Source organism: Bacillus sp. FSL R5-0434 (assembly GCF_038004745.1).
GTDB classification, from domain to species: domain Bacteria; phylum Bacillota; class Bacilli; order Bacillales; family Bacillaceae; genus Bacillus; species Bacillus halotolerans.
On record NZ_JBBORV010000001.1, the window covers coordinates 3119102 to 3138774 of the forward strand.

23 protein-coding genes are annotated in these 19673 nt (G+C 44.4%); 7 read left to right on the plus strand and 16 right to left on the minus strand.

All coding sequences use genetic code 11. The features are described 5' to 3' along the window. Window positions 1–24 precede the first annotated feature (24 nt). On the plus strand, window positions 25–762 hold the full coding sequence (locus tag NYE43_RS16355; RefSeq protein WP_024122637.1) for a protein-glutamine gamma-glutamyltransferase: 738 nt from the start codon (window positions 25–27) through the stop codon (window positions 760–762). A 12-nt stretch (window positions 763–774) separates the two neighbouring features. On the opposite strand, the gene NYE43_RS16360 is transcribed toward NYE43_RS16355, so the two are convergent. The 7 genes from NYE43_RS16360 to NYE43_RS16390 form a co-directional block, all read right to left on the minus strand. Beyond that, on the minus strand, window positions 775–1029 hold the full coding sequence (locus NYE43_RS16360) for a hypothetical protein (RefSeq protein WP_024122638.1): 255 nt from the start codon (window positions 1027–1029) through the stop codon (window positions 775–777). Between the two features lie 24 nt (window positions 1030–1053). Then, window positions 1054–2085, minus strand: a complete 1032-nt coding sequence (locus tag NYE43_RS16365) for a nitronate monooxygenase (protein WP_216393816.1) — start codon at window positions 2083–2085, stop codon at window positions 1054–1056. 14 nt (window positions 2086–2099) lie between these two features. Beyond that, window positions 2100–2498, minus strand: a complete 399-nt coding sequence (locus tag NYE43_RS16370) for a secondary thiamine-phosphate synthase enzyme YjbQ (RefSeq protein ID WP_341062241.1) — start codon at window positions 2496–2498, stop codon at window positions 2100–2102. Between the two features lie 116 nt (window positions 2499–2614). Continuing rightward, window positions 2615–4279 (minus strand): glycoside hydrolase family 13 protein, encoded by a 1665-nt coding sequence (locus NYE43_RS16375; protein WP_341062242.1) that lies wholly within the window; start codon window positions 4277–4279, stop codon window positions 2615–2617. Window positions 4280–4464: 185 nt separating this feature from the next. Then, window positions 4465–5754, minus strand: a complete 1290-nt coding sequence (locus NYE43_RS16380) for a hemolysin family protein (protein ID WP_024122642.1) — start codon at window positions 5752–5754, stop codon at window positions 4465–4467. Window positions 5755–5797: 43 nt separating this feature from the next. Then, the gene (locus tag NYE43_RS16385) at window positions 5798–6475 is read right to left on the minus strand and encodes a zinc metallopeptidase (RefSeq protein WP_024122643.1); all 678 of its coding nucleotides are present in this window, start codon (window positions 6473–6475) and stop codon (window positions 5798–5800) included. A gap of 44 nt (window positions 6476–6519) precedes the next feature. After that, window positions 6520–6783: a hypothetical protein gene (locus NYE43_RS16390; protein WP_024122644.1), complete on the minus strand. Its 264-nt coding sequence runs from the start codon at window positions 6781–6783 to the stop codon at window positions 6520–6522. Window positions 6784–6915: 132 nt separating this feature from the next. Between NYE43_RS16390 and NYE43_RS16395 the strand changes: the two genes are divergently transcribed. Both NYE43_RS16395 and NYE43_RS16400 read left to right on the plus strand, forming a co-directional pair. Continuing rightward, window positions 6916–7170 carry a protein mistic gene (locus NYE43_RS16395; RefSeq protein WP_024122645.1) on the plus strand — a complete coding sequence of 85 codons (255 nt, stop codon included), beginning with the start codon at window positions 6916–6918 and terminating at the stop codon, window positions 7168–7170. Continuing rightward, the gene (locus NYE43_RS16400) at window positions 7167–8153 is read left to right on the plus strand and encodes a potassium channel family protein (protein WP_024122646.1); all 987 of its coding nucleotides are present in this window, start codon (window positions 7167–7169) and stop codon (window positions 8151–8153) included. The genes NYE43_RS16395 and NYE43_RS16400 overlap by 4 nt, the downstream gene beginning before the upstream one ends. Here the strand turns inward: NYE43_RS16400 and NYE43_RS16405 are convergent. The 5 genes from NYE43_RS16405 to NYE43_RS16425 form a co-directional block, all read right to left on the minus strand. After that, entirely contained in the window at window positions 8150–8554 is a 405-nt protein-coding gene (locus tag NYE43_RS16405; protein ID WP_024122647.1) for a YugN-like family protein, read from the minus strand. The two genes, NYE43_RS16400 and NYE43_RS16405, sit on opposite strands and share 4 nt — an antisense overlap. 60 nt (window positions 8555–8614) lie before the next feature. Beyond that, window positions 8615–8986, minus strand: a complete 372-nt coding sequence (locus NYE43_RS16410; protein ID WP_340928139.1) for a hypothetical protein — start codon at window positions 8984–8986, stop codon at window positions 8615–8617. Between the two features lie 58 nt (window positions 8987–9044). After that, window positions 9045–10397, minus strand: coding sequence for a glucose-6-phosphate isomerase (locus tag NYE43_RS16415; protein ID WP_024122649.1), 1353 nt, complete (start codon window positions 10395–10397; stop codon window positions 9045–9047). Window positions 10398–10508: 111 nt separating this feature from the next. Continuing rightward, complete coding sequence (locus tag NYE43_RS16420; protein ID WP_024122650.1) at window positions 10509–11681, minus strand: iron-containing alcohol dehydrogenase; 1173 nt, start codon at window positions 11679–11681, stop codon at window positions 10509–10511. 102 nt (window positions 11682–11783) lie between these two features. Next, entirely contained in the window at window positions 11784–12947 is a 1164-nt protein-coding gene (locus tag NYE43_RS16425; RefSeq protein ID WP_024122651.1) for an iron-containing alcohol dehydrogenase, read from the minus strand. Between the two features lie 241 nt (window positions 12948–13188). Between NYE43_RS16425 and NYE43_RS16430 the strand changes: the two genes are divergently transcribed. Next, window positions 13189–13425, plus strand: a complete 237-nt coding sequence (locus tag NYE43_RS16430; protein WP_003220771.1) for a DUF378 domain-containing protein — start codon at window positions 13189–13191, stop codon at window positions 13423–13425. A 46-nt stretch (window positions 13426–13471) separates the two neighbouring features. On the opposite strand, the gene yugI is transcribed toward NYE43_RS16430, so the two are convergent. The 3 genes from yugI to NYE43_RS16445 all read right to left on the minus strand — a co-directional run bounded on the left by yugI (window position 13472) and on the right by NYE43_RS16445 (window position 15728). Continuing rightward, window positions 13472–13864, minus strand: a complete 393-nt coding sequence (gene yugI / locus NYE43_RS16435) for a S1 domain-containing post-transcriptional regulator GSP13 (RefSeq protein ID WP_019259312.1) — start codon at window positions 13862–13864, stop codon at window positions 13472–13474. 202 nt (window positions 13865–14066) lie between these two features. Next, window positions 14067–15227: an aminotransferase gene (locus NYE43_RS16440; RefSeq protein WP_024122652.1), complete on the minus strand. Its 1161-nt coding sequence runs from the start codon at window positions 15225–15227 to the stop codon at window positions 14067–14069. Then, entirely contained in the window at window positions 15228–15728 is a 501-nt protein-coding gene (locus NYE43_RS16445; protein ID WP_024122653.1) for an Lrp/AsnC family transcriptional regulator, read from the minus strand. It abuts the gene before it with no gap. Window positions 15729–15877: 149 nt separating this feature from the next. Between NYE43_RS16445 and NYE43_RS16450 the strand changes: the two genes are divergently transcribed. Further along, complete coding sequence (locus tag NYE43_RS16450) at window positions 15878–16702, plus strand: alpha/beta fold hydrolase (RefSeq protein WP_101860034.1); 825 nt, start codon at window positions 15878–15880, stop codon at window positions 16700–16702. 26 nt (window positions 16703–16728) lie between these two features. On the opposite strand, the gene NYE43_RS16455 is transcribed toward NYE43_RS16450, so the two are convergent. Continuing rightward, window positions 16729–16989 (minus strand): YugE family protein, encoded by a 261-nt coding sequence (locus NYE43_RS16455; protein ID WP_024122655.1) that lies wholly within the window; start codon window positions 16987–16989, stop codon window positions 16729–16731. A gap of 87 nt (window positions 16990–17076) precedes the next feature. Between NYE43_RS16455 and NYE43_RS16460 the strand changes: the two genes are divergently transcribed. Then, window positions 17077–18240, plus strand: a complete 1164-nt coding sequence (locus tag NYE43_RS16460; RefSeq protein ID WP_326323615.1) for a MalY/PatB family protein — start codon at window positions 17077–17079, stop codon at window positions 18238–18240. Window positions 18241–18365: 125 nt separating this feature from the next. Then, complete coding sequence (locus NYE43_RS16465; protein WP_024122657.1) at window positions 18366–19652, plus strand: sensor histidine kinase; 1287 nt, start codon at window positions 18366–18368, stop codon at window positions 19650–19652. Window positions 19653–19673 lie beyond the last annotated feature (21 nt).

A 19673-nucleotide genomic window follows, 5' to 3' on the forward strand; every position in this document is an offset into this window, starting at 1 on the left:
TATAAAAAACAAGGGGGGCTTCAGATGATTATTGTATCCGGACAATGGCTCCGTCCCCAAGACATTGAAAACTGGCAAATTGACAAGAACTTGAATCCGCTGCTAAAAGAAATGATTGAAACACCCGTTCAGTTTGATTATCATTCGATCGCTGAACTGATGTTTGAGCTTCATTTGCGCATGAATATCGTTGAATCGGCAAAAGCGCTGCATAAAAGCGGAGCGAAGTTCGCCACCTTTGTAAAAACATACGGAAATACAGCGTATTGGCGGGTTTCACCGGAAGGGGCTCTGGAGCTTAAGTATAAAATGCCGCCTTCAAAGGCGATTCGGGATATTGCAGAAAACGGCCCGTTTTACGCGTTTGAATGCGCGACGGCAATCGTTGTGATTTATTACTTAGCATTGCTTAAAACCATCGGAGAAGAAAAATTCGACGCAGCCTTTGACAGAATTATTTTATATGACTGGCATTATGAGAAATTGCCGATATATACGGAAACGGGACATCACTTTTTCCTTGGAGACTGTTTGTATTTTAAAAATCCTGAATTTGATCCGCAGAAAGCGCAGTGGAGAGGCGAAAATGTGATTTTATTAGAAAAGGACAAATATTTTGCTCACGGCCTGGGAATTTTAAACGCTCAGCAAATTATTGATAAGCTGAATTCTTTCAGACGAAAAGGAGCCGTACAGTCAGCTTATCTCCTTTCACAAGCGACCAGGCTTGATATTCCGTCACTCTATCCCATCACCCGCTAAAAACCCCACCGTCTATTTTGGGGACGATGGGGTTTCAAATGCTTTTCGTTTTCGATAGAAAGGGGCTGTGCCGACATACTGGTTCGCAGCCCATTCCATTTTTTCAAGGTCATTTCTCGTCACGATGGGATCTTGGCTGCTCCACTTGATAAACCGGACAAAATAATACCCTTTGATGGGAGCCATTGTAACTTTTGAATGAGGCCAGTCTTCAAATACAAACTCAATTTTCCCTTTCTTTTTATAAGAATATTGAAGAATGTTCATCGTCTGTCACCTCTGTTAGTTACGTTACGATTGGCAAAGCTCAGCTATCAGCGTTTTCACGTCAGAGGGCCCATTGAGCAATCCGACTGATTGCCCCGCCCACAGAGACATGTGACCGGAATCTTTGGCTGCGGCGGCATGTTTTCTCATTGGTTTTGTTAACGTGTTTTGCAATGGATAAGGAAGTGTATTTGCCTCTTCAGCTTGTTGCTCTTTCATCCATTGGTTGACTATACCCCTTGCAGGCTTCCCCGAAAACAATGCGGTAAGGCGCGTGTCTGTTCCATGCGCTTCTTTTAATTCCTGTCTGTACGTTTCAGAGGCTTCGCTTTCCTCACACATAAGAAATGGAGTCCCGACCTGTACACCTTGCGCTCCGAGACAGTGAGCCGCTTGGACACCGCGGCGGTCTGCAATTCCGCCTGCCGCAATCACGGGTACTGAAACAGCGTCTGCAGCTTGGGGAACCAGTGACATTAAGCCAATAGAAGACTCTCCGCTGACCGGCAGAAAAGAACCGCGGTGGCCGCCTGCTTCACTGCCTTGCAGCACGATGATATCCATTCCGCGCTCTTCCAGCAGGACGGCTTCTTGCGGCGAAGTAGCCGTTCCGATAAGACAGCAGCCATTTTTCTTTAATAAATGAATGCTTTCATCAGGCGGAATGCCGAACGTAAATGAACAGGCTCTTACATTGTATGTAAGAATCAGATTTATTTTTTGATGAAAATCCTCCCACTCTTCCTCCTCTAAAGGAAAAGCAGCCGCCTGTTCCGCAAACGGAATGTTCTGTTTCCATGTGTGAACCGTTTTATCGTCCGGTGTCTTCCTTTTTTCCGGCACAAACACATTTACCTGAAAAGCGCTGCTGGTCAATTCCTGCATCTCGATGATTTGTTTTTCAAGCGTACCTGGACTGAGATATCCGGAAGCGAGACTTCCGAGCGCGCCTTCATTCGACACAGCGGCTGCCAGTCGGGGTGTGACCAGGCCGCCTGCCATCGGCGCCTGAATGACAGGCTTTGATAATGATAGTGCTTTCATCCATTGAGTCATAGAAGCACCTCCTGTTATTCCATGATTTTGATATGGCAAGTTCGTTGGCGCGGACCATCAAATTCGCAGAAATAAATACCTTGCCACGTCCCGAGAATGAGACGCCCGTTTTCAATGATGACATGCTGTGAAGCGCCTACCGTACTGGACTTCATGTGTGCAGCTGTATTGCCTTCCATATGGCGGTCCAGCTCATGGCCCCATGGATACATCTCATCAAATCTTCGGAGCATATCTCTTTTCACATCGGGATCGGCATTTTCATTAATTGTAATGCCCGCCGTCGTATGCGGACAGTAAATCAGCGCTGCCCCGCTTGCCACTCCTGTTTCTTGAAGAAACGCTTCCACCTCGTGAGTGATTTCAACCATTTCATCTCTTTTGTTTGTTTTGATTTGCAGAGTTTTCAGCATTTGTTTCTCCTTTCACTTCCCCTTCTCTTTGCATATTCGTTCTGTGTTCTTTTTTTCCTGTTAAATCAGGCTCATAAACCTGAAGAAAACAAAAACTCCAGCTTGTTTCTGGAGTTTTATTGCCATAGATATACTCTGGCTTCATAAGGTTTTAACAGCAGTGATGTCGTATGCTTGTGCGGTTCTGTTTCCATATTCGACAATAGGAGTTTGTCAGAAGATAACGGCAATGCGGGATATCTGCAGAACGCCGGCGCACCCGTCAGATTTGCCGCAATGAGCGCAGTTTGGCTCTCATTTTTGCGAAGGTATGCAAAGATTTGCTGATCTTTCGGCAAAATCAGCTCGTATTGGCCATAAATAAATACATCATATGTTTGGCGGAGTTTGATCAAGCTTTTGTAAAAGTGATAGACAGATGTGTTATCGTTTATTTGCGCCTCGGCGTTCAGCCATGTGTAATTGTCATTTACCCCAATCCATGGCTTGGCATCGGAAAACCCAGCGTGAGGAGATGCATTCCATTGCATTGGTGTTCGAGAATTGTCTCTTCCCTTTTTCCAGACAATCTTCATCACTTCCTCGTGAGAAGCGCCTTTTGCGGTCTCTATGTCATACAGCCGCTTCATCGCGACATCATCATAATCCTCAATGGAAGGAAACGCCACATTGGTCATGCCGATTTCCTGTCCTTGATAAATAAACGGCGTGCCTTTCATCAGAAAATAAACAGCACCGAGCGCTTTTGCACTTTCCTTTAAGGAATTCCCGTCGTTTCCCCATACAGAAACAGAACGGGGCTGATCATGGTTTTCCATAAACAAAGCATTCCAGCCGATTCCCTCCAAACTGTTCTGCCACTCTGTTAAAATCCGTTTGAATGCAGCGATATCGATGCTTTCATTTATCTCTATATCCCACAGGCCGAGATGTTCAAATTGAAAAATCATGCTGAAAATGCCGGATTCCTCCCCCGCCCACTCAGCCGCCTCCTTTGCCGCGACACCGTTTGCCTCTCCGACCGTCATGATCGGATAGCGGGAAAATGTGTTTTCCTTCATCTCTGTTAAAAAATCCAATATGCCCTCAGCATTCATATGATAAGGAAAAGAAGGAACATAGGACAGCCCTTTCGGATTCGGCAGATCAGGCAGCCCTTCTTTTTTCTTAATATGAGAAATGGCATCCACCCGAAATCCGTCTATGCCTTTATCGAGCCACCAATTGACCATGTCATAAACGGCGTTTCTTACCTCTTGATTTTCCCAGTTCAGGTCTGGCTGCTTTTTATCAAAAAGGTGGAGATAATACTGGCTTGTCTGCTGATCATACTGCCAAGCCGATCCTCCGAAAATGCTTTCCCAATTGTTTGGCTCTTTTCCGTCTTTCCCGTCCTTCCAAATATACCAGTCGCGTTTTTGGGATTGTAAAGATGCACGTGATTCAATGAACCATGGATGTTCATCACTTGTATGATTCACGACAAGATCCATAATGAGCTTCATGCCAAGCTCATGAATATCATGAAGCAGCTGATCGAAATCTGCCATTGTGCCGAAATCGCTCAATATGTTTTTGTAATCTCTTATATCATAGCCGTTATCCGCATTGGGTGAGTCGTACAAAGGACAAATCCAAATCACATCGGCACCAAGTTCTTTTATGTACGGAAGCTTGGACCTGATTCCTTGAATATCCCCGATTCCATCGCTGTTTGAATCCTTGAAGCTGCGTGGATAAATTTGGTAGACCACCGCTTCCTTCCACCAAGCCTTTTTCATACAGCCACTCCTTCCTGCGTGTGCGGTTTTTATATCTTATGTAGAAAAAAGCCTTTGAAGCATTCATTTTTTCAGAAAAAAAGCCTCTTGCCGATGACAAGAGACTGATCAATTTTTCAGAAGCCTCTGGTCCTGATTTTCTTTGAGCTCAAAAAACAGCCGCGATCCAGCCCGGCTGTTTTTGATTAAAACTCTGTTTTTTTGATTTCGACAAATCGAATGTGATGGTCTTCAGCGTCGAGGATTTTAAACTCGCAGCCCTCCGCCTGTATCACATCTCCTGCTTCCAGCTCCATTTTTTGCGTCAGAAGCCAGCCTGCAATCGTATCAATTTCTTCATTCTCAATGGCAATGTCGAGCAGGTCGTTCACTTCATCTATTAGCGCTTTGCCATCCATCACATAATGGTGCTCGCCTTTTTTCAAAATATGCGGCGTTTCATCCTGATCATATTCATCACGGATTTCCCCGACAATTTCTTCGATAATATCCTCGACAGTGACAAGCCCCGCCGTTCCCCCGTATTCATCTACGAGAATCGCCATATGAATCCGTTCCTTCTGCATGCGGATTAAAAGCTGCTGAACAGGAATGCTTTCAATGACCCTGATGACAGGTCTCATAATTTGCTTCAGCTTAATCGGCTGGCCGAGAAAATACGCTTTAAACATATCTTTGCTGTTGATAATCCCTAAAATATGATCCTTATCTTCTTTGATGACAGGATACCGTGTATACCGTTCGTTAATGATGAGATGAATCGCTTCTTCAAGCGACTGCTCCAGAGAGATGACAGCGATTTCTGTTCGCGGAATCATAATTTCTCTCGCCACGCGGTTGTCGAATTCAAAAATCTTATTCACATAGCGAAATTCAGACTGGTTGATTTCCCCTTTTTCATAGCTTTCTGACAGGATCAGCCTCAGTTCCTCCTCGCTGATGACAACCTCATGCTCCTTGACTGAATGAAAGCCAAACAATTTCACAAGAAAACTTGCAGAGCCGTTCAATGCTTTGATAAACGGATATGTGATTTTATAAAACCAGATCAGCGGCTTTGCAATCCATAAACTGACAGCTTCAGCCTTTTGAATGGAAACCGTTTTCGGAGCAAGCTCACCCATTACCACATGCAAAAAAGTGACGATGATAAATGCAATTACAAATGTGACAATGTGGTTAAACGGTTCCGGTATGCCTGCCGCTGTAAATAAGGGATGAAGAATGCGTTCAAATGTCGGTTCACCAAGCCATCCAAGGCCGAGGGCTGTAATTGTAATCCCGAGCTGGCAGGCTGATAAATACTCGTCAAGATTGGAGATGATTTTATGTGCGGCAAGCGCCCGGCTGTCTCCGCTTTCGATGAGCTGATTGATTTTTGAACCTCTGATTTTGACGATTGCAAATTCGGCTGCAACGAAAACAGCCGTAATGCCAATCAAAACAAAAATGGCGATCAATTGTAATATAAGCAAAAAAAGCCCTTACCATAAATGGTAAGGGGCCACCTCCTTAACGTTAATTCTCATTACGACCGTTTAAGAAGATCATCACAAAGCGAAGAAGTTCAAACAGGGAAACCAGGGCGGCGGCCACATACGTTAAGGCGGCGGCGCTCAGCACTTTATTTACCCCATTCTCTTCATTGTTCCGGATGAATCCTTCTGACACAATAATTTGCTTCGCGCGTGAACTTGCATTGAATTCGACAGGCAGTGTGATCAGCTGGAAAAAGACAGCGGCTGAAAACAGAATGATGCCAAGCCCGATCAAATTCAGGCTGCCGAGAAGCATGCCTCCTAAGAAAAGCAAAGGAGCTACACCGGATGCAAAATTCACGACTGGGAAAATTTTATGTCTCAGCACAAGCGCACCATATGACTCCTGATGCTGCAAGGCATGTCCGACTTCATGGGAAGCTACGGAGATGGCGGAAATTGAGCGGCCATAATAGACCGGCTCAGATAAACGCACCACCCGTCTTGTCGGGTCGTAATGGTCTGTTAAAGCGCCTCTTACCGGTTCGACCGGCACGTCGTAAAGACCGTTTATATCTAGAATCCGTCTTGCCGTTTCTGCCCCTGTTCGACCGCTTGAGGCTTCCACTTTTGAATATTTTTCAAAGTTGCTCTTTACTTTAAATTGTGCCCAAAACGACAATCCCAATGCGGCTATTGTTAAAAATATAAACAGCATGTTTCATCATCCTTTTTTAAAGATCGTATGTTTCTTTATTACGATTATTTTAATGAGTTTTCTTTCTCGTGTACAGAAAAGCGCTTCTTCTTCCGTCTAGGCGCACACATTCCGATAAGCAAAAGGAACAAGCCGGCCGAAAACAAATAAAAAGAAAAGCCTCCAATCAGCTCTTTCAAAAAATGATGCCATGAGAAGCTATCGGAGAAGTGATTATACGAATTCAAGTCGAAAATAAACAAAATCACTGCGGATGCCGCAAGCTGGGTACCGATCAAAACCATGACGGTTCTTTGAATGATCGTCATCTGTTCCATCCTTTTTTCGCCTATTTATTTTAGTTTATGGAGAAATCCGGTTTTATATGTTTTGTTCATTTTTTGAAAAACAATGCCGGAAGTGGGACATACTGTTATAAAAAGAGCACGGGTGTGATGAACATGAAAGTGACGAGCGAGGAAAAGGAACAGCTGAGTACAGCGATTGACCGAATGAATGAAGGGCTGGACGTATTTATCCAGTTTTATAATGAATCCGAAATCGACGAACCGCTCATTCAGCTTGAAGACGATACAGCTGATCTCATGAAGCAGGCCCGCGATCTGTACGGTCAGGAAAAGCTAAATGAGAAGCTGAATACGATTATTAAACAGATTTTATCTATTTCATTATCTGAAGAAGGGGAAAAAGAATGAAGTCAAACCGGATCTTTATTTCTTGGCTGAGATGGCCGTTATTTATCCGAATCGGGCTGATCATTCTTTTTCTGATTCTTTTGTTCGGACAAATCATTTATTTACTTGAGCCCGAGCAGTTTACTTCCGTTTTCGAAGGTATTTGGTGGGCCGTGGTTACCATCTCAACAGTGGGCTACGGAGACTATGTGCCGCACACGCCGCTTGGTCAAGCAGCCGGAATGCTGCTGATATTCATCGGCGCAAGCTTTGTCACTGCTTACTTTGCCACCTTATCCGCTGCCGCTTTCAGTAAACAGCACCGCTACATAGAGGGAAAGGTCGCTTACAAAGGACGGGGCCATGTGATTATTATCGGCTGGAATGAAAAATCAAATCGCCTTTTGAGAGAGCTTCAGCTGGCGGCGCCCTCCAAGACAGTCGTTCTGATTGATGAATCGTTAAAAGAAGGGCCGCTCATTGAAAATGTCCATTTCATACGCGGACACGCCGCTGATGATGAAACGCTGAAACGAGCCAATATTACTGAAGCGGACACAGTTATGGTCACTGCCGACCAATATAAAAGTGAAGCGGAAGCGGATATGCTGTCGGTGCTGATTCTGTTATCAGTCAAAGGATTGAATCCGCTGGCATACTGTATTGTCGAAATTCTGACAGACCGCTTTGTCACCAATGCAGAACGGGCGGGCGCTAATAAAATTATCGGGACGTCTCAGCTCTTAAGCCGCGTGATGCTGGAACATTACCGGGTCAAATTGCAGCTGTCTAAACCGCAAAGCTTAATCGAGCTGACACTCGATAAAAAAGTGAGGCTGATTTCGGTTCCTTCTGAACTGCATGGTGCCGCTTATAAAACATGTGTCCTCTATTTTCTTGATCACAACACCACTATTATCGGCATACAAAAAGAGGAAGGGCCTATGATTACCCCTCCTCTTTCATATAAAGTGCTTGAAACGGATCAATTCCTCGCGCTTTAACCTAACAAAACATCCTCCAGCTCTTTGACAAGGGAGGCGCCGATATCCAAATACGCCGGATCAATCTCTGCGTCCCGTCTTTCGGGCTCAGAAAATTGATTAAACAGCGATTGAAACGGCCCTCCTTCAGCATGATCATCAAGGCCTGCCTGGAACACCTGCCTCAGCATAAACGGAGTTCCGATACGGACAGCTGCCCCGCGTTCATCCAGACTGCCTTGTATGGCATTGACGGGAATTCTTAAAAATAAATATCCGTCTCTATCATCAATTTTATAATCAAAATAGCCGTGGTCGTACTCCCAGCCGCCGTTTATCACATAACCGAGCGGCTTCATGACTTGTTCCAGCTCTTGAAGCAAGAAAGGCTGTCCATCTATCGCGGAAGGTATCGTAATCATCAAACTGCCCCTTTTTTCATTTATCCTGTCCTGCAGAACAAGACTTCATTCAAAGGCTGATTACACGGAAACCGTTTTTTCCTTTGCACGGCCAACCGTAAAGAAAGCGCATTCAATCAAGAAGTAAACAGTCATCGCTGCAGCAATCCCCGCCGCAGATTCCCATGAAACATATACAACCGCTGCATAGAGTCCTAACTTTGTTAAAAGGGTGTGAGAGCGGTTCAATTTCAGAAAATGGTGCACCGTATCGGTAAAAATGGCAAGCGGCAGCCCGATCAGAAGAAAGGTGTGGATAAAAAAGTGTGAGAGTGTGCCGCCAAGGTTGGAAGAAAACTCTGTATTCACGGCATCAAAGGATATGAGAATAACTAAAACAGCTGCAGAAAAACCCGCAATGATGAGATGTTTGACCACTTGTTTCATGAACATCAGCACCTTTCTGATTTTATAAAAAGCCGACCGGCAAATGCCAGTCAGCTTTCGTACATTAATCTTCGAGACGTTTTTCAAGCTCAGCTTTTTTCTCTTCAAAGCCAGGTTTGCCAAGCAATGCAAACATATTGACTTTATATGCTTCTACTCCAGGCTGGTCAAAAGGATTGACGCCGAGGAGATAACCGCTCATCGCGCAGGCTTTTTCAAAGAAATAAACAAGATATCCAAAAGTATATGCATTCAGCTCTGGAATGTTGACGATTAAGTTCGGAACATTTCCGTCTGTATGAGCCAGCATTGTACCTTGGAATGCTTTTTTGTTAACGAAGTCTACAGTTTTTCCGGCTAAATAGTTTAAGCCGTCAAGATCGTTATCGGCTTCTTCGATTGTCAGCTCGTGTTTAGGTTTTTCGACATTCAGCACCGTTTCGAACAAGTCTCTGCGGCCTTCCTGTACGTACTGTCCTAATGAGTGAAGGTCTGTTGAATAGTTGGCAGAAGAAGGATAAATGCCCTTCTCGTCTTTGCCTTCACTTTCGCCGAACAGCTGCTTCCACCACTCCGCAAAATATTGAAGCGCCGGCTCATAGTTGATAAGCATTTCAATCGTTTTACCTTTATTGTAAAGCACATTGCGAACGACCGCATACTGGTATGCAGGGTTATCTTCCAATTCTGATGTGGCAAAATCCTTGCTCGCATCAAACGCGCCTTTCATCATGTCGTCAATGTTGACGCCGCTGACAGCAATCGGCAGGAGACCAACAGCTGTTAAGACAGAATAACGGCCGCCGACATCATCAGGTATGACAAATGATTCGAAGCCTTCTTCGTTAGAAAGTGTTTTTAACGCGCCGCGCTCTTTATCAGTTGTCGCGTAAATCCGCGCTTTCGCTTCTTCCTTGCCGTATTTCTCTTCAAGAAGCTTGCGGAAAATACGGAAAGCGATTGCAGGTTCAGTTGTTGTACCTGATTTAGAGATGACGTTAATGGAGAAGTCAACATCTTCGAGAAGATCCATGACATCTCTCATATAAGATGAACTGATGTTGTTTCCGATGAAAATGACTTGCGGATTGCCTCGTTTTGCTTTTGGCAGTGTATTGTAAAACGCGTGATTAAGCGCTTCAATCGCTGCCCGCGCGCCGAGGTAAGAACCGCCGATACCGACAACAAGCAATACATCAGAGTCAGATTTGATTTTTTCCGCGCTTTTTTTAATGCGCGCAAATTCTTCTTTATCATAATGTTCAGGGAGGTCCACCCAGCCTAGAAAATCGCTGCCCGCGCCTGTTTTTTCATGAATATTATGGTGTGCTGTTTTTACAAAGTCGCGTAAATATGTAAGTTCATGTTCGTTGAAGAAAGTCAACGCTTTTGAGTAGTCAAAGCGTACATGCGTCATTGCTTGTCCCTCCATAACGGTATAATGTTTTCATCTTTCACTTTATATGAACTTATCTGTGAAATCAAGTCAAGAAGAAAGGACGGAATGACTGCATTCCGTCCTTAGAAATCAGAGTGACGCGCGAAGGATGGCAAGCACGTCATCTTTGTTCAGTTTTTGGAAGTTGCCGAAGCCGCCATGCTCCATTTCTTTGGCTGCGATATCAGCAATCAGTTCCAGTTTTTCCTCTCCGATATCATAGTCGGATAAACGGGAAGGCGCACCCAGACTTGTCCAGAACGCAGACAGCTTGTCGATTCCTTCAAGCACGATTTCTTTATCCGTTTTGCCTTCTGTATCAATGTCAAACATATTGAGCATAAGGTTTTTAAAGCGGCCGACATTTGTATCAAGCGTGTATCTCATCCAGTTCGGGAACAGGATCGCGAGTCCGCCGGCATGCGGAATATCGTAAACAGCTGATACGGCATGCTCCATAGTGTGAGAAGCCCAGTCGCCGAAGTAGCCCATTTGAAGCGTGCCATTCAGAGCGATTGTGCCTGCATATAAAATCGTTTCACGATGTTTGTAATTTTCCAGATCCTCCAATAGTTTTGGAGCTGTTTCGATTACCGTCTGCAGAACGGCAAAGCACATTCTGTCTTGCAGCGGTGTGTTTTCGACATTATGGAAGTATTGTTCAAACACGTGGCTCATCATGTCAACCATACCGTAAACCGTTTGATTTTCAGGCACTGTAAACGTATTTTCAGGGTCTAAAATCGAGAACCGCGGATGAGTTACATTGCTTCCCCATACAAATTTCTCGTTTGTTTCCCAGTTTGTAATCACAGAGTCAGGGTTCATTTCAGAACCTGTAGCAGCAAGGGTTAGAACGGTACCGAACGGCAGTGCATCTTCGGCTGTTACTTTTTTGCTGAAAATGTCCCAAGCGTCTCCGTCGTATTTTACTCCCGCAGCGATCGCTTTTGTGCAGTCAATGACACTTCCGCCGCCCACAGCAAGCAGAAAATCAATATCATGCTGTCTGCATAGGTCAATGCCTTTTTCCACAGTTGCAAGACGCGGGTTCGGCTCTACCCCTGGCAGTTCATAGACAGCGGCGCCTTCTTCTTTTAATATGCCTGTTACTTGGTCATAAAGGCCATTACGTTTAATGCTTCCGCCTCCGTAGACAAGCAGAACATTTTTACCGTATTGCTTTAATTCTTTTCTTAATTGTTCAAGCTGGCCTTTTCCGAAGATCAGCTTCGTCGGGTTATAATAAGTGAAATTTTCCATTGTAAAACCTCCAAATATTGCTGTATCAAAAAACAGATTAACAATTGTAACATAAGTCCAAAGAAAAAGGGAAGCAGCCGGATCGGCTATTTCCCCCTTTTGTTATAGAGATGCTTTTAAAATAGCGAGTACATCTTCTTTGTTAAGTGATTTAAACTGGCCGAACGTACCGTTGGCCATTGCCTTGTCGGCAATTGTGCCGAGCTGTTCGTCATTTATATCGTAGTCAGCCAGACGGTTTGGAGCGCCTAGGCTTGTCCAGAAAGCAGACAGCTTGTCGATGCCTTCCAGCGCAATTTCCTCATCTGATTTTCCAGCTTCTTCTACATCAAACACACGCACCGCAAGCTGCTTCATGCGGGCCGGGTTTTCTGATAATGTATGTCTCATCCAGTTCGGGAAGAGAATCGCAAGTCCGCCGGCATGCGGAATATCGTAAACGGCTGAAACGGCATGTTCGATATTATGAGTTGCCCAATCCCCTCTTGCGCCCATTGACAGCATACCGTTTAAAGCGATTGTCCCTGTATAAAGAATCGTTTCACGCAGTTCGTAATTTTCAAGATCATTGATCAGCTTAGGCGCTGTTTCGATGACTGTGCGTAAAAGAGATTCGCACATGCGATCCTGGTAAGGTGTGTTTGATACATGGTGGAAGTATTGTTCAAACACGTGGCTCATCATATCAACCATTCCGTAGATCGTGTGGTTTTTAGGAACAGTAAATGTGTTCACTGGGTCCAAAATAGAGAATTTAGGGAACACGAGCGGGCTGCCCCAGCCATATTTCTCTTTTGTTTCCCAGTTGGTAATAACTGAACCTGCGTTCATTTCAGAGCCAGTTGCGGCGAGAGTCAATACAGTTCCGAACGGTAAAGCTTCCTTCGGCTGGTGTTTTTTCGTTACGATATCCCACGCATCACCATCATACTTTGCCCCCGCAGCAATCGCCTTTGTACAGTCGATGACACTTCCGCCGCCGACAGCCAATAAGAAATCAATGTTGTTTTCTTTGCAGATCGCAACACCTTTATTAACAGTCGACACACGCGGGTTCGGCTCTACGCCTGCTAATTCATGCACCGTGACACCGGCTTTATTCAGCTGTTCCATCACTTGATCATAAAGGCCGCTGCGTTTAATGCTTCCGCCTCCGTAGACTAACAATACATTTTTTCCGTAAGGTTTCAGTTCCTCCGGGAGTTTTTCAACTTCTCCGCGGCCGAAAATTAATTTCGTCGGATTCCAATATGTAAAGTTTTGCATGACATCTCCTCCTTAGATTTTCATTATGCAGAATGCCTGCGCTCCATGTAAAGCAATCAGCTCTTTCCGTTTTCAGCGTATCGGGCAGTTTTCATTTGCAAGATGCTGGGAAAGAAACAGATACAAGCTGAGTTTGGGCCGTTTCGTCCGGCTACTCTCAATATGGAGAATGCATGTATAGATTCTCCATTTTGTCACAATCTATAACTGTTTTAATAATTCATGGAGGAGGTTGCAAAACATGAGTACAATTCAGAGAATTTGCCTTGTATTAACAATCATTGGCGCTATTAACTGGGGACTGATCGGATTTTTCCAATTTGATTTAGTAGCGGCCATCTTCGGCGGCCAAGGGTCAGCTCTTTCCCGTATTATTTACGGTCTTGTCGGAATCGCCGGCTTAATCAACCTCGGTCTGCTGTTTAAACCAAACGAGGAAAGATCACGTGAAGAGGCAGCAAATCCTGAAATGCGATAGGATAAAAAAAAGCACCGAACATTCCTGTCCGGTGCTTTTTTCATGCTTATTTTTTGATAAGGTCTTTACGGTTGGACATTTCAATCCACTCTTCAAGCTTATCTTTTAATGTGTTGAAACCTTGTGGTGCAGAAGCTTCTTCGCTTACTTGCGCAGCTTTAGGTTTTCTTGGTTTGCTTTCTTTTTTCTCAGGCGCAGCTTGTGTCGCACGAATAGAAAGGCTGATTTTTCCTTTTTCTTCATCAACAGCAAGTACTTTTACTTGTACTTCGTCGCCAACTGAAAGGTGCTCATTGATGTCTTTTACGAAACCGTGAGTCACTTCAGAAATGTGTACTAAACCTTGAGTTTCTTCATCTAATGCAACAAACGCACCATACGCTTGTAATCCTGTAACTTTACCAGTGTAAACACTGCCCACTTCAAATTTTGCTGCCATTCATAACAACTCCTAAGTTAAATTAAATATCTGTTTATACGCAATTTAAAATTATATCATACATGTCTCATTTCCGCAAAGGAAACTTTTTTTAATATGATATCAGGTTTAAGCATATCAAAAAGAGGGTATACTGCAAATACCAAAGGCTTTCTAGTATTCCCCCTTTTATTGGATGCGAACAAAAGGTTCGTATCTTTTTTTATGTTGTTTTGTGTAAGAAGCGCTTCATTCTGACCAATGCTTCTTGCAGCTGTTCAATTGATGTCGCATACGAACAGCGGATATATCCTTCTCCGCTCGGCCCAAACACATTACCGGGAACAACGGCTACTTTTTCCTGCATCAGGAGCTCCTCGGCAAACTGTTCTGAGCTCATCCCAGTGCTTTTGATGGATGGGAAAGCATAGAAAGCACCGCTCGGATGGTGGCAGCTGAGACCGATTTCATTTAGCGTTTCGACAAACAAATTACGTCTTCTTCGGTAGCTCTTTTTCATCTTTTCTACGTCTTCTATTCCGTTTTTTAATCCTTCAAGCGCTGCATATTGCGCCATTGCAGGCGCGCACATCATCGCATACTGGTGGATTTTAAGCATCGCGTTGCGAATTTCTGAAGGCGCCGCGGCAAAACCGAGTCTCCAGCCTGTCATGGCAAACGCCTTTGAAAATCCCGAAATGACAACCGTCCGCTCTTTCATCCCCGGGAATGCTGCTATGCTTGTAAATTCCTCATCGTATGTCAGTTCCGCGTAAATCTCGTCGCTCAGTACGATCAAATCATGTGTTTTGGCAAACTCAGCAATTTCATGTAACTCTTTCTTTGAGTAAACCGAGCCGGTCGGATTCGAAGGCGAACAAATGAGAATGGCCTTTGTTTTTTCGGTCACTGCCGCTTCAAAATCCTCAGCAGTTGCTTTAAAACCTTTATCAGCCGTCGTATGGACATGAACAGGGACGCCGCCTGTCAAAGACACAAGCGATTCATACGCCACAAAACACGGCTCAGGAATAATCACTTCCTCACCGGGATTTACAATGGCGCGGATCGCAATATCCAAAGCCTGACTCGCCCCTACCGTCACAATCAGTTCATCGTCAGGAGAGTATGTAAGACCAAACCGGCTGCTGACATAACGGCTGATTTCCTCCCGCAATGAGTATAAACCTGCATTAGCGGTATATGACGTATACCCTTGTTCAAGGGAAAGAATGCTTGCTTCACGGACATTCCAAGCCGTTACAAAGTCAGGTTCTCCGACTCCTAAAGAAATAACCCCTTCCATCGTTGCCGCCAAATCAAAGAATCTGCGGATGCCGGATGGTTTTATTTGTTGTACATAATCGGATAAATAAGAAGTCATTTACGGTGACACCACGATTCTTTTGTCGTCGTCTCCCGTTTCAAATACTTTGCCGTCATGCTTGTATTTTTTCAGGATAAAATGTGTTGTCGTAGACACAACTGAATCAAGAGTTGACAGTTTATCAGATACGAAACGCGCAACGTCAGACATTGAATTGCCGCGGATCACGACAGACAGGTCGTATACGCCTGACATCAGGTAGACTGATTCTACCTCCTGGAATCGGTAAATCCGCTCCGCCACTTCGTCAAAACCGACTCCGCGCTTCGGAGTGACTTTCACATCAATCATGGCTGTCACGCCTTCATGGCCGTCCACCTTCCGCCAGTCGATCATAGCGGAATAATCGATAATAACCTTTTCTTTTTCCAATTTGTCAATGATCGCTTTTACTTCATTTACAGGGATACCGGCCATCTTTGCGATTGTTTCTAGATCGGCGCGGCTGTTTTCGTCTAAAATTTCTAATATTTCTGTTTCTTTCTCGGTCAATTTCATTCAATTCACACCTTTGCAATGTCAAGAAATCTCATGACATTATATCACGTTTTTTGACGAATGCTAAGAAAAAACGAGGAGAAACTTCCGCTAGAACTTACAATTTCAGGGCATAATACAGGACATCCTATGAAGGGAGTGACGGCAAAATGGAGGCGGTTACACCAATAAGGCGTGTTAAAGTCGGAGGAGTAAATGTATATTATGAGCACTATCAAAATCCAGGCAAACAAACAATTGTCTGCGTACACGGTTTTTTATCTTCTGCTTTCAGCTTCAGAAAATTAATCCCCTTGCTTCGGGACCAGTATGACATCATCGCGCTCGATTTGCCTCCTTTCGGCCAATCAGAAAAATCAAGGACATTTATATATACCTATCAAAACCTCGCCATGCTTATCATCGGACTCCTGGAGCACTTGCAAGTCAAACAGGCGGCGCTTGTCGGGCATTCGATGGGAGGACAGATATCGCTGTCGGCTGCTCTATTAAAGCCTGAGCTCTTCTCGAAGATTGTGCTTCTTTGCAGTTCAGGTTATTTAAAACGCTCGCACCCGACGATTATCTTCGGGACTCACCTCCCATATTTTCATCTTTATATCAAACGCTGGCTTTCCAAAGAAGGCGTGATGAAAAACTTATTAAATGTCGTTCACAACAAATCGCTGATTGACGAGGCGATGATTGACGGCTACGGCAAACCTTTTCAAGATGAACAGATTTTCAAAGCTATGACAAGGTTCATCCGGCACAGAGAAGGAGATTTACAGTCTGAGGAATTGAAAAAAATCAACAAACCCGCTTTATTGATTTGGGGCGAGGAGGACAAGGTGGTTCCGTTGAAAATCGGCGAACGCCTGCACCGTGACCTGCCGGATTCCAAACTGTATTCATTGCGGGAAACAGGGCATTTGGTGCCGGAAGAACGGCCTGAATTCGTTTCCGAACGAATTGCAGAATTTATCACAGAATAAAAAAACCGGTTTGTATACCGGTTTTTTCAAGGCGTGCAAGAGCTGCTGTCTTTAATGAACAGCAGCTGGCCAGCCACATTCCGGCAGCTGTCGATCGGAAGTGTTTGTTCAAAAGAAGCTTCGAAAATATGCTGTATGCTTTTCGCTAACACTTCAGGATCGTCTTCATCATAGACGGCCTGTACGACATCAACAGCCTCCGTTTCATAAAAATCTTCCCCATATTTAAACGGGTCCCATTTGGCAATGACATTGATCATTTCCCTGACCGCTTGACTTTCTTCCATTTTCATCACCGCTTATAATAAAATTTGCAGATCTATTTTATCATAGTTACGCTAAGAAAAATAAACATACATAAGAGGTGGAACAGAATGAATTTTGATAAACAAGAACAGCGCCTCGGCACCCAATCCGTCAAATGGGACAAGGCAGGCGAATTGTTCGGCGTGACAGACGCACTCCCGATGTGGGTGGCGGATATGGATTTTCGTGCGCCGGAAGCCATAACAGAAGCATTAAAACAGCGCCTGGAACAAGGGATTTTCGGATATACAGCTCCAGATCAGAAAACAAAAGATGCAGTGTGTGCATGGATGCATAACCGGCACAGCTGGAAGGTGAACCCGGAAAGCATTACATTCAGTCCCGGTGTGGTCACAGCTTTAGGCATGGCGGTTCAGGCTTTTACAGAACCAAAGGATCAAGTGATTGTCCAATCCCCTGTTTACACGCCTTTTTACCATATGATTGAGAAAAACGGCCGGCGTATTTTACATAATCCGCTTAAAGAAAAAGGCGGAACATATGTAATGGATTTTGAAGATTTGGAGACAAAAATCAGTGATCCGAGCGTCAAAATGTTTATTTTATGCAACCCGCATAACCCTTCAGGGCGTGCCTGGGGCCAGGAAGATTTGCTGAAGCTCGGCGAATTATGCATGGAACACGGCGTTACTGTCGTTTCAGATGAAATTCATTCCGATTTGATGCTCTACGGAAATACCCATACACCGTTCGCCTCTCTTTCTGACGATTTCGCTGAGATTTCTGTGACTTGCGCAGCACCGAGCAAAACGTTTAACATCGCGGGTTTGCAGGCGTCAGCAATCATTATTCCAGACCGGCTGAAGCGCGCCAAATTTTCAGCAAGCCTGCAACGAAACGGTTTAGGCGGATTAAACGCGTTTGCCGTGAGCGCAATCGAAGCCGCTTACTCAAAAGGCGGGCCGTGGCTTGATGAACTGATTTCTTATCTTGAGAAAAATATGGATGAGGCTGCAGCCTTTTTGACCAGCGAGCTCCCGAACGTCAAGATGATGAAGCCTGATGCGTCTTACCTGATCTGGCTCGATTTCCGCGCATACGGCCTGTCCGATGCAGAGCTGCAGCAAAAGATGCTGCACAAAGGGAAAATTATTTTGGAGCCCGGCACGAAATACGGCCCTGGCGGAGAAGGATTTATGCGTTTGAATGCAGGATGCCCTCTGGCAACCTTGCAGGACGGACTGCGCCGAATAAAAACAGCGTTGGAGTAAATATTCGTCACAAACGCCTTTACGCATCAATCGTAAAGGCGTTCTTTATAAAGAAATTTTGTATTTTACTTCTAATGATAAGTGTTATAATAGATTCATATTTTATACGAAAGGATTTCACTCGAATGGAAATTCTAAAAGACTATCTCCTGCATATTTGCTTTATTTTGTTTCCCATTCTTCTTTACCAAGTGTTTTGGCTTGGAAAACCGTCAATCCTTGTACCAAAAATCAACAACGGATTGGTCACGTTATTTGCATGCGGCGCCTCCGTTTTATGCATTATCTTCCCTATACAGGAAATGGACTACATCCAATACGGTCTTCAAATCATTCCTGTCATCATTTGTTTATTTTACATAAACACTGCTTCCGGGCTAACAGTCGCCGCATCCGTCTTATGTTTTGAACTGCTGTTTTTTGAGCCTTCCGCCATTTTTGTTTTTACTTTGCTGCCTTTTCATATCATCATCCCAATTTTGCTTCAAAAAAAGTGGCCATTCATGTCCAAAGCGAGAAAACTGCTGCTGTCTTTATTCATCGGTTGCTTGGAGATCTTCTTATTTTTCGCCTCCATCTTGGTTTTTTCCGCCGTGAATATTTTAAATTTTCAAAATTCAGAATCCTTATATTATGAGGCAGCTGTATCGGGTTTGTTCCGCTGCATCGTTCTTCTTTTAAGCATTTATATTATAGAAAGCATCGCAGAAAATATCGCCCTGCGTTCCCAGCTTATTCATTCGGAAAAAATGGAGATTGTGAGTGAACTTGCGGCAAGTGTGGCTCATGAAGTTAGAAATCCGCTGACAGTTGTCCGGGGATTTGTCCAGCTGCTTTTTAATGATGAATCCTTTCAAAACAAATCCAGTGCGGATTATAAAAAGCTTGTGCTGTCAGAGCTTGACCGGGCTCAGGGCATTATTACAAATTATCTTGATATCGCCAAACAGCAATTATATGAAAAAGAGATTTTTGATTTATCTTCTCTTATCAGAGAGACGAGCTCCCTCATGATTTCGTATGCCAATTACAAATCTGTGACAGTAGAGGCGGACGCCGAGCCGGACCTTTTGGTATACGGGGATGCAACAAAGCTGAAGCAGGCTGTGATCAACCTCATGAAAAACAGCATTGAAGCCGTTCCCCCGGGTAAAGGGGTCATCCAAGTTTCAGCCAAAAGAAGCGGCCATATGATCGTAATCAAAATCTCAGATAACGGTGTCGGCATGACGGATCACCAAATGCAGAAGCTGGGTGAACCTTATTACTCTTTAAAAACGAACGGAACGGGACTTGGACTGACTGTGACGTTTTCCATCATTGAACATCATCACGGAACCATTTCGTTCAGCAGCAGCTTTCAAAGAGGAACCATTGTGACGATCAAGCTCCCTGCCGACCTTCCTCACTAGCAAATCAATTGGAACTTTTAT

What these genes read in the sequence shown, in the direction of transcription:
- NYE43_RS16355 (WP_024122637.1), top strand. Translation starts at nt 25, where the DNA reads ATGATTATTGTATCCGGACAATGGCTCCGTCCCCAAGACATTGAAAAC.
- NYE43_RS16360 (WP_024122638.1), bottom strand. Translation starts at nt 1,029, where the DNA reads ATGAACATTCTTCAATATTCTTATAAAAAGAAAGGGAAAATTGAGTTT.
- NYE43_RS16365 (WP_216393816.1), bottom strand. Translation starts at nt 2,085, where the DNA reads ATGACTCAATGGATGAAAGCACTATCATTATCAAAGCCTGTCATTCAG.
- NYE43_RS16370 (WP_341062241.1), bottom strand. Translation starts at nt 2,498, where the DNA reads ATGCTGAAAACTCTGCAAATCAAAACAAACAAAAGAGATGAAATGGTT.
- NYE43_RS16375 (WP_341062242.1), bottom strand. Translation starts at nt 4,279, where the DNA reads ATGAAAAAGGCTTGGTGGAAGGAAGCGGTGGTCTACCAAATTTATCCA.
- NYE43_RS16385 (WP_024122643.1), bottom strand. Translation starts at nt 6,475, where the DNA reads ATGCTGTTTATATTTTTAACAATAGCCGCATTGGGATTGTCGTTTTGG.
- NYE43_RS16390 (WP_024122644.1), bottom strand. Translation starts at nt 6,783, where the DNA reads ATGACGATCATTCAAAGAACCGTCATGGTTTTGATCGGTACCCAGCTT.
- NYE43_RS16395 (WP_024122645.1), top strand. Translation starts at nt 6,916, where the DNA reads ATGAAAGTGACGAGCGAGGAAAAGGAACAGCTGAGTACAGCGATTGAC.
- NYE43_RS16400 (WP_024122646.1), top strand. Translation starts at nt 7,167, where the DNA reads ATGAAGTCAAACCGGATCTTTATTTCTTGGCTGAGATGGCCGTTATTT.
- NYE43_RS16405 (WP_024122647.1), bottom strand. Translation starts at nt 8,554, where the DNA reads ATGATTACGATACCTTCCGCGATAGATGGACAGCCTTTCTTGCTTCAA.
- NYE43_RS16410 (WP_340928139.1), bottom strand. Translation starts at nt 8,986, where the DNA reads ATGTTCATGAAACAAGTGGTCAAACATCTCATCATTGCGGGTTTTTCT.
- NYE43_RS16415 (WP_024122649.1), bottom strand. Translation starts at nt 10,397, where the DNA reads ATGACGCATGTACGCTTTGACTACTCAAAAGCGTTGACTTTCTTCAAC.
- NYE43_RS16420 (WP_024122650.1), bottom strand. Translation starts at nt 11,681, where the DNA reads ATGGAAAATTTCACTTATTATAACCCGACGAAGCTGATCTTCGGAAAA.
- NYE43_RS16425 (WP_024122651.1), bottom strand. Translation starts at nt 12,947, where the DNA reads ATGCAAAACTTTACATATTGGAATCCGACGAAATTAATTTTCGGCCGC.
- NYE43_RS16430 (WP_003220771.1), top strand. Translation starts at nt 13,189, where the DNA reads ATGAGTACAATTCAGAGAATTTGCCTTGTATTAACAATCATTGGCGCT.
- yugI (WP_019259312.1), bottom strand. Translation starts at nt 13,864, where the DNA reads ATGGCAGCAAAATTTGAAGTGGGCAGTGTTTACACTGGTAAAGTTACA.
- NYE43_RS16440 (WP_024122652.1), bottom strand. Translation starts at nt 15,227, where the DNA reads ATGACTTCTTATTTATCCGATTATGTACAACAAATAAAACCATCCGGC.
- NYE43_RS16445 (WP_024122653.1), bottom strand. Translation starts at nt 15,728, where the DNA reads ATGAAATTGACCGAGAAAGAAACAGAAATATTAGAAATTTTAGACGAA.
- NYE43_RS16450 (WP_101860034.1), top strand. Translation starts at nt 15,878, where the DNA reads ATGGAGGCGGTTACACCAATAAGGCGTGTTAAAGTCGGAGGAGTAAAT.
- NYE43_RS16455 (WP_024122655.1), bottom strand. Translation starts at nt 16,989, where the DNA reads ATGGAAGAAAGTCAAGCGGTCAGGGAAATGATCAATGTCATTGCCAAA.
- NYE43_RS16460 (WP_326323615.1), top strand. Translation starts at nt 17,077, where the DNA reads ATGAATTTTGATAAACAAGAACAGCGCCTCGGCACCCAATCCGTCAAA.
- NYE43_RS16465 (WP_024122657.1), top strand. Translation starts at nt 18,366, where the DNA reads ATGGAAATTCTAAAAGACTATCTCCTGCATATTTGCTTTATTTTGTTT.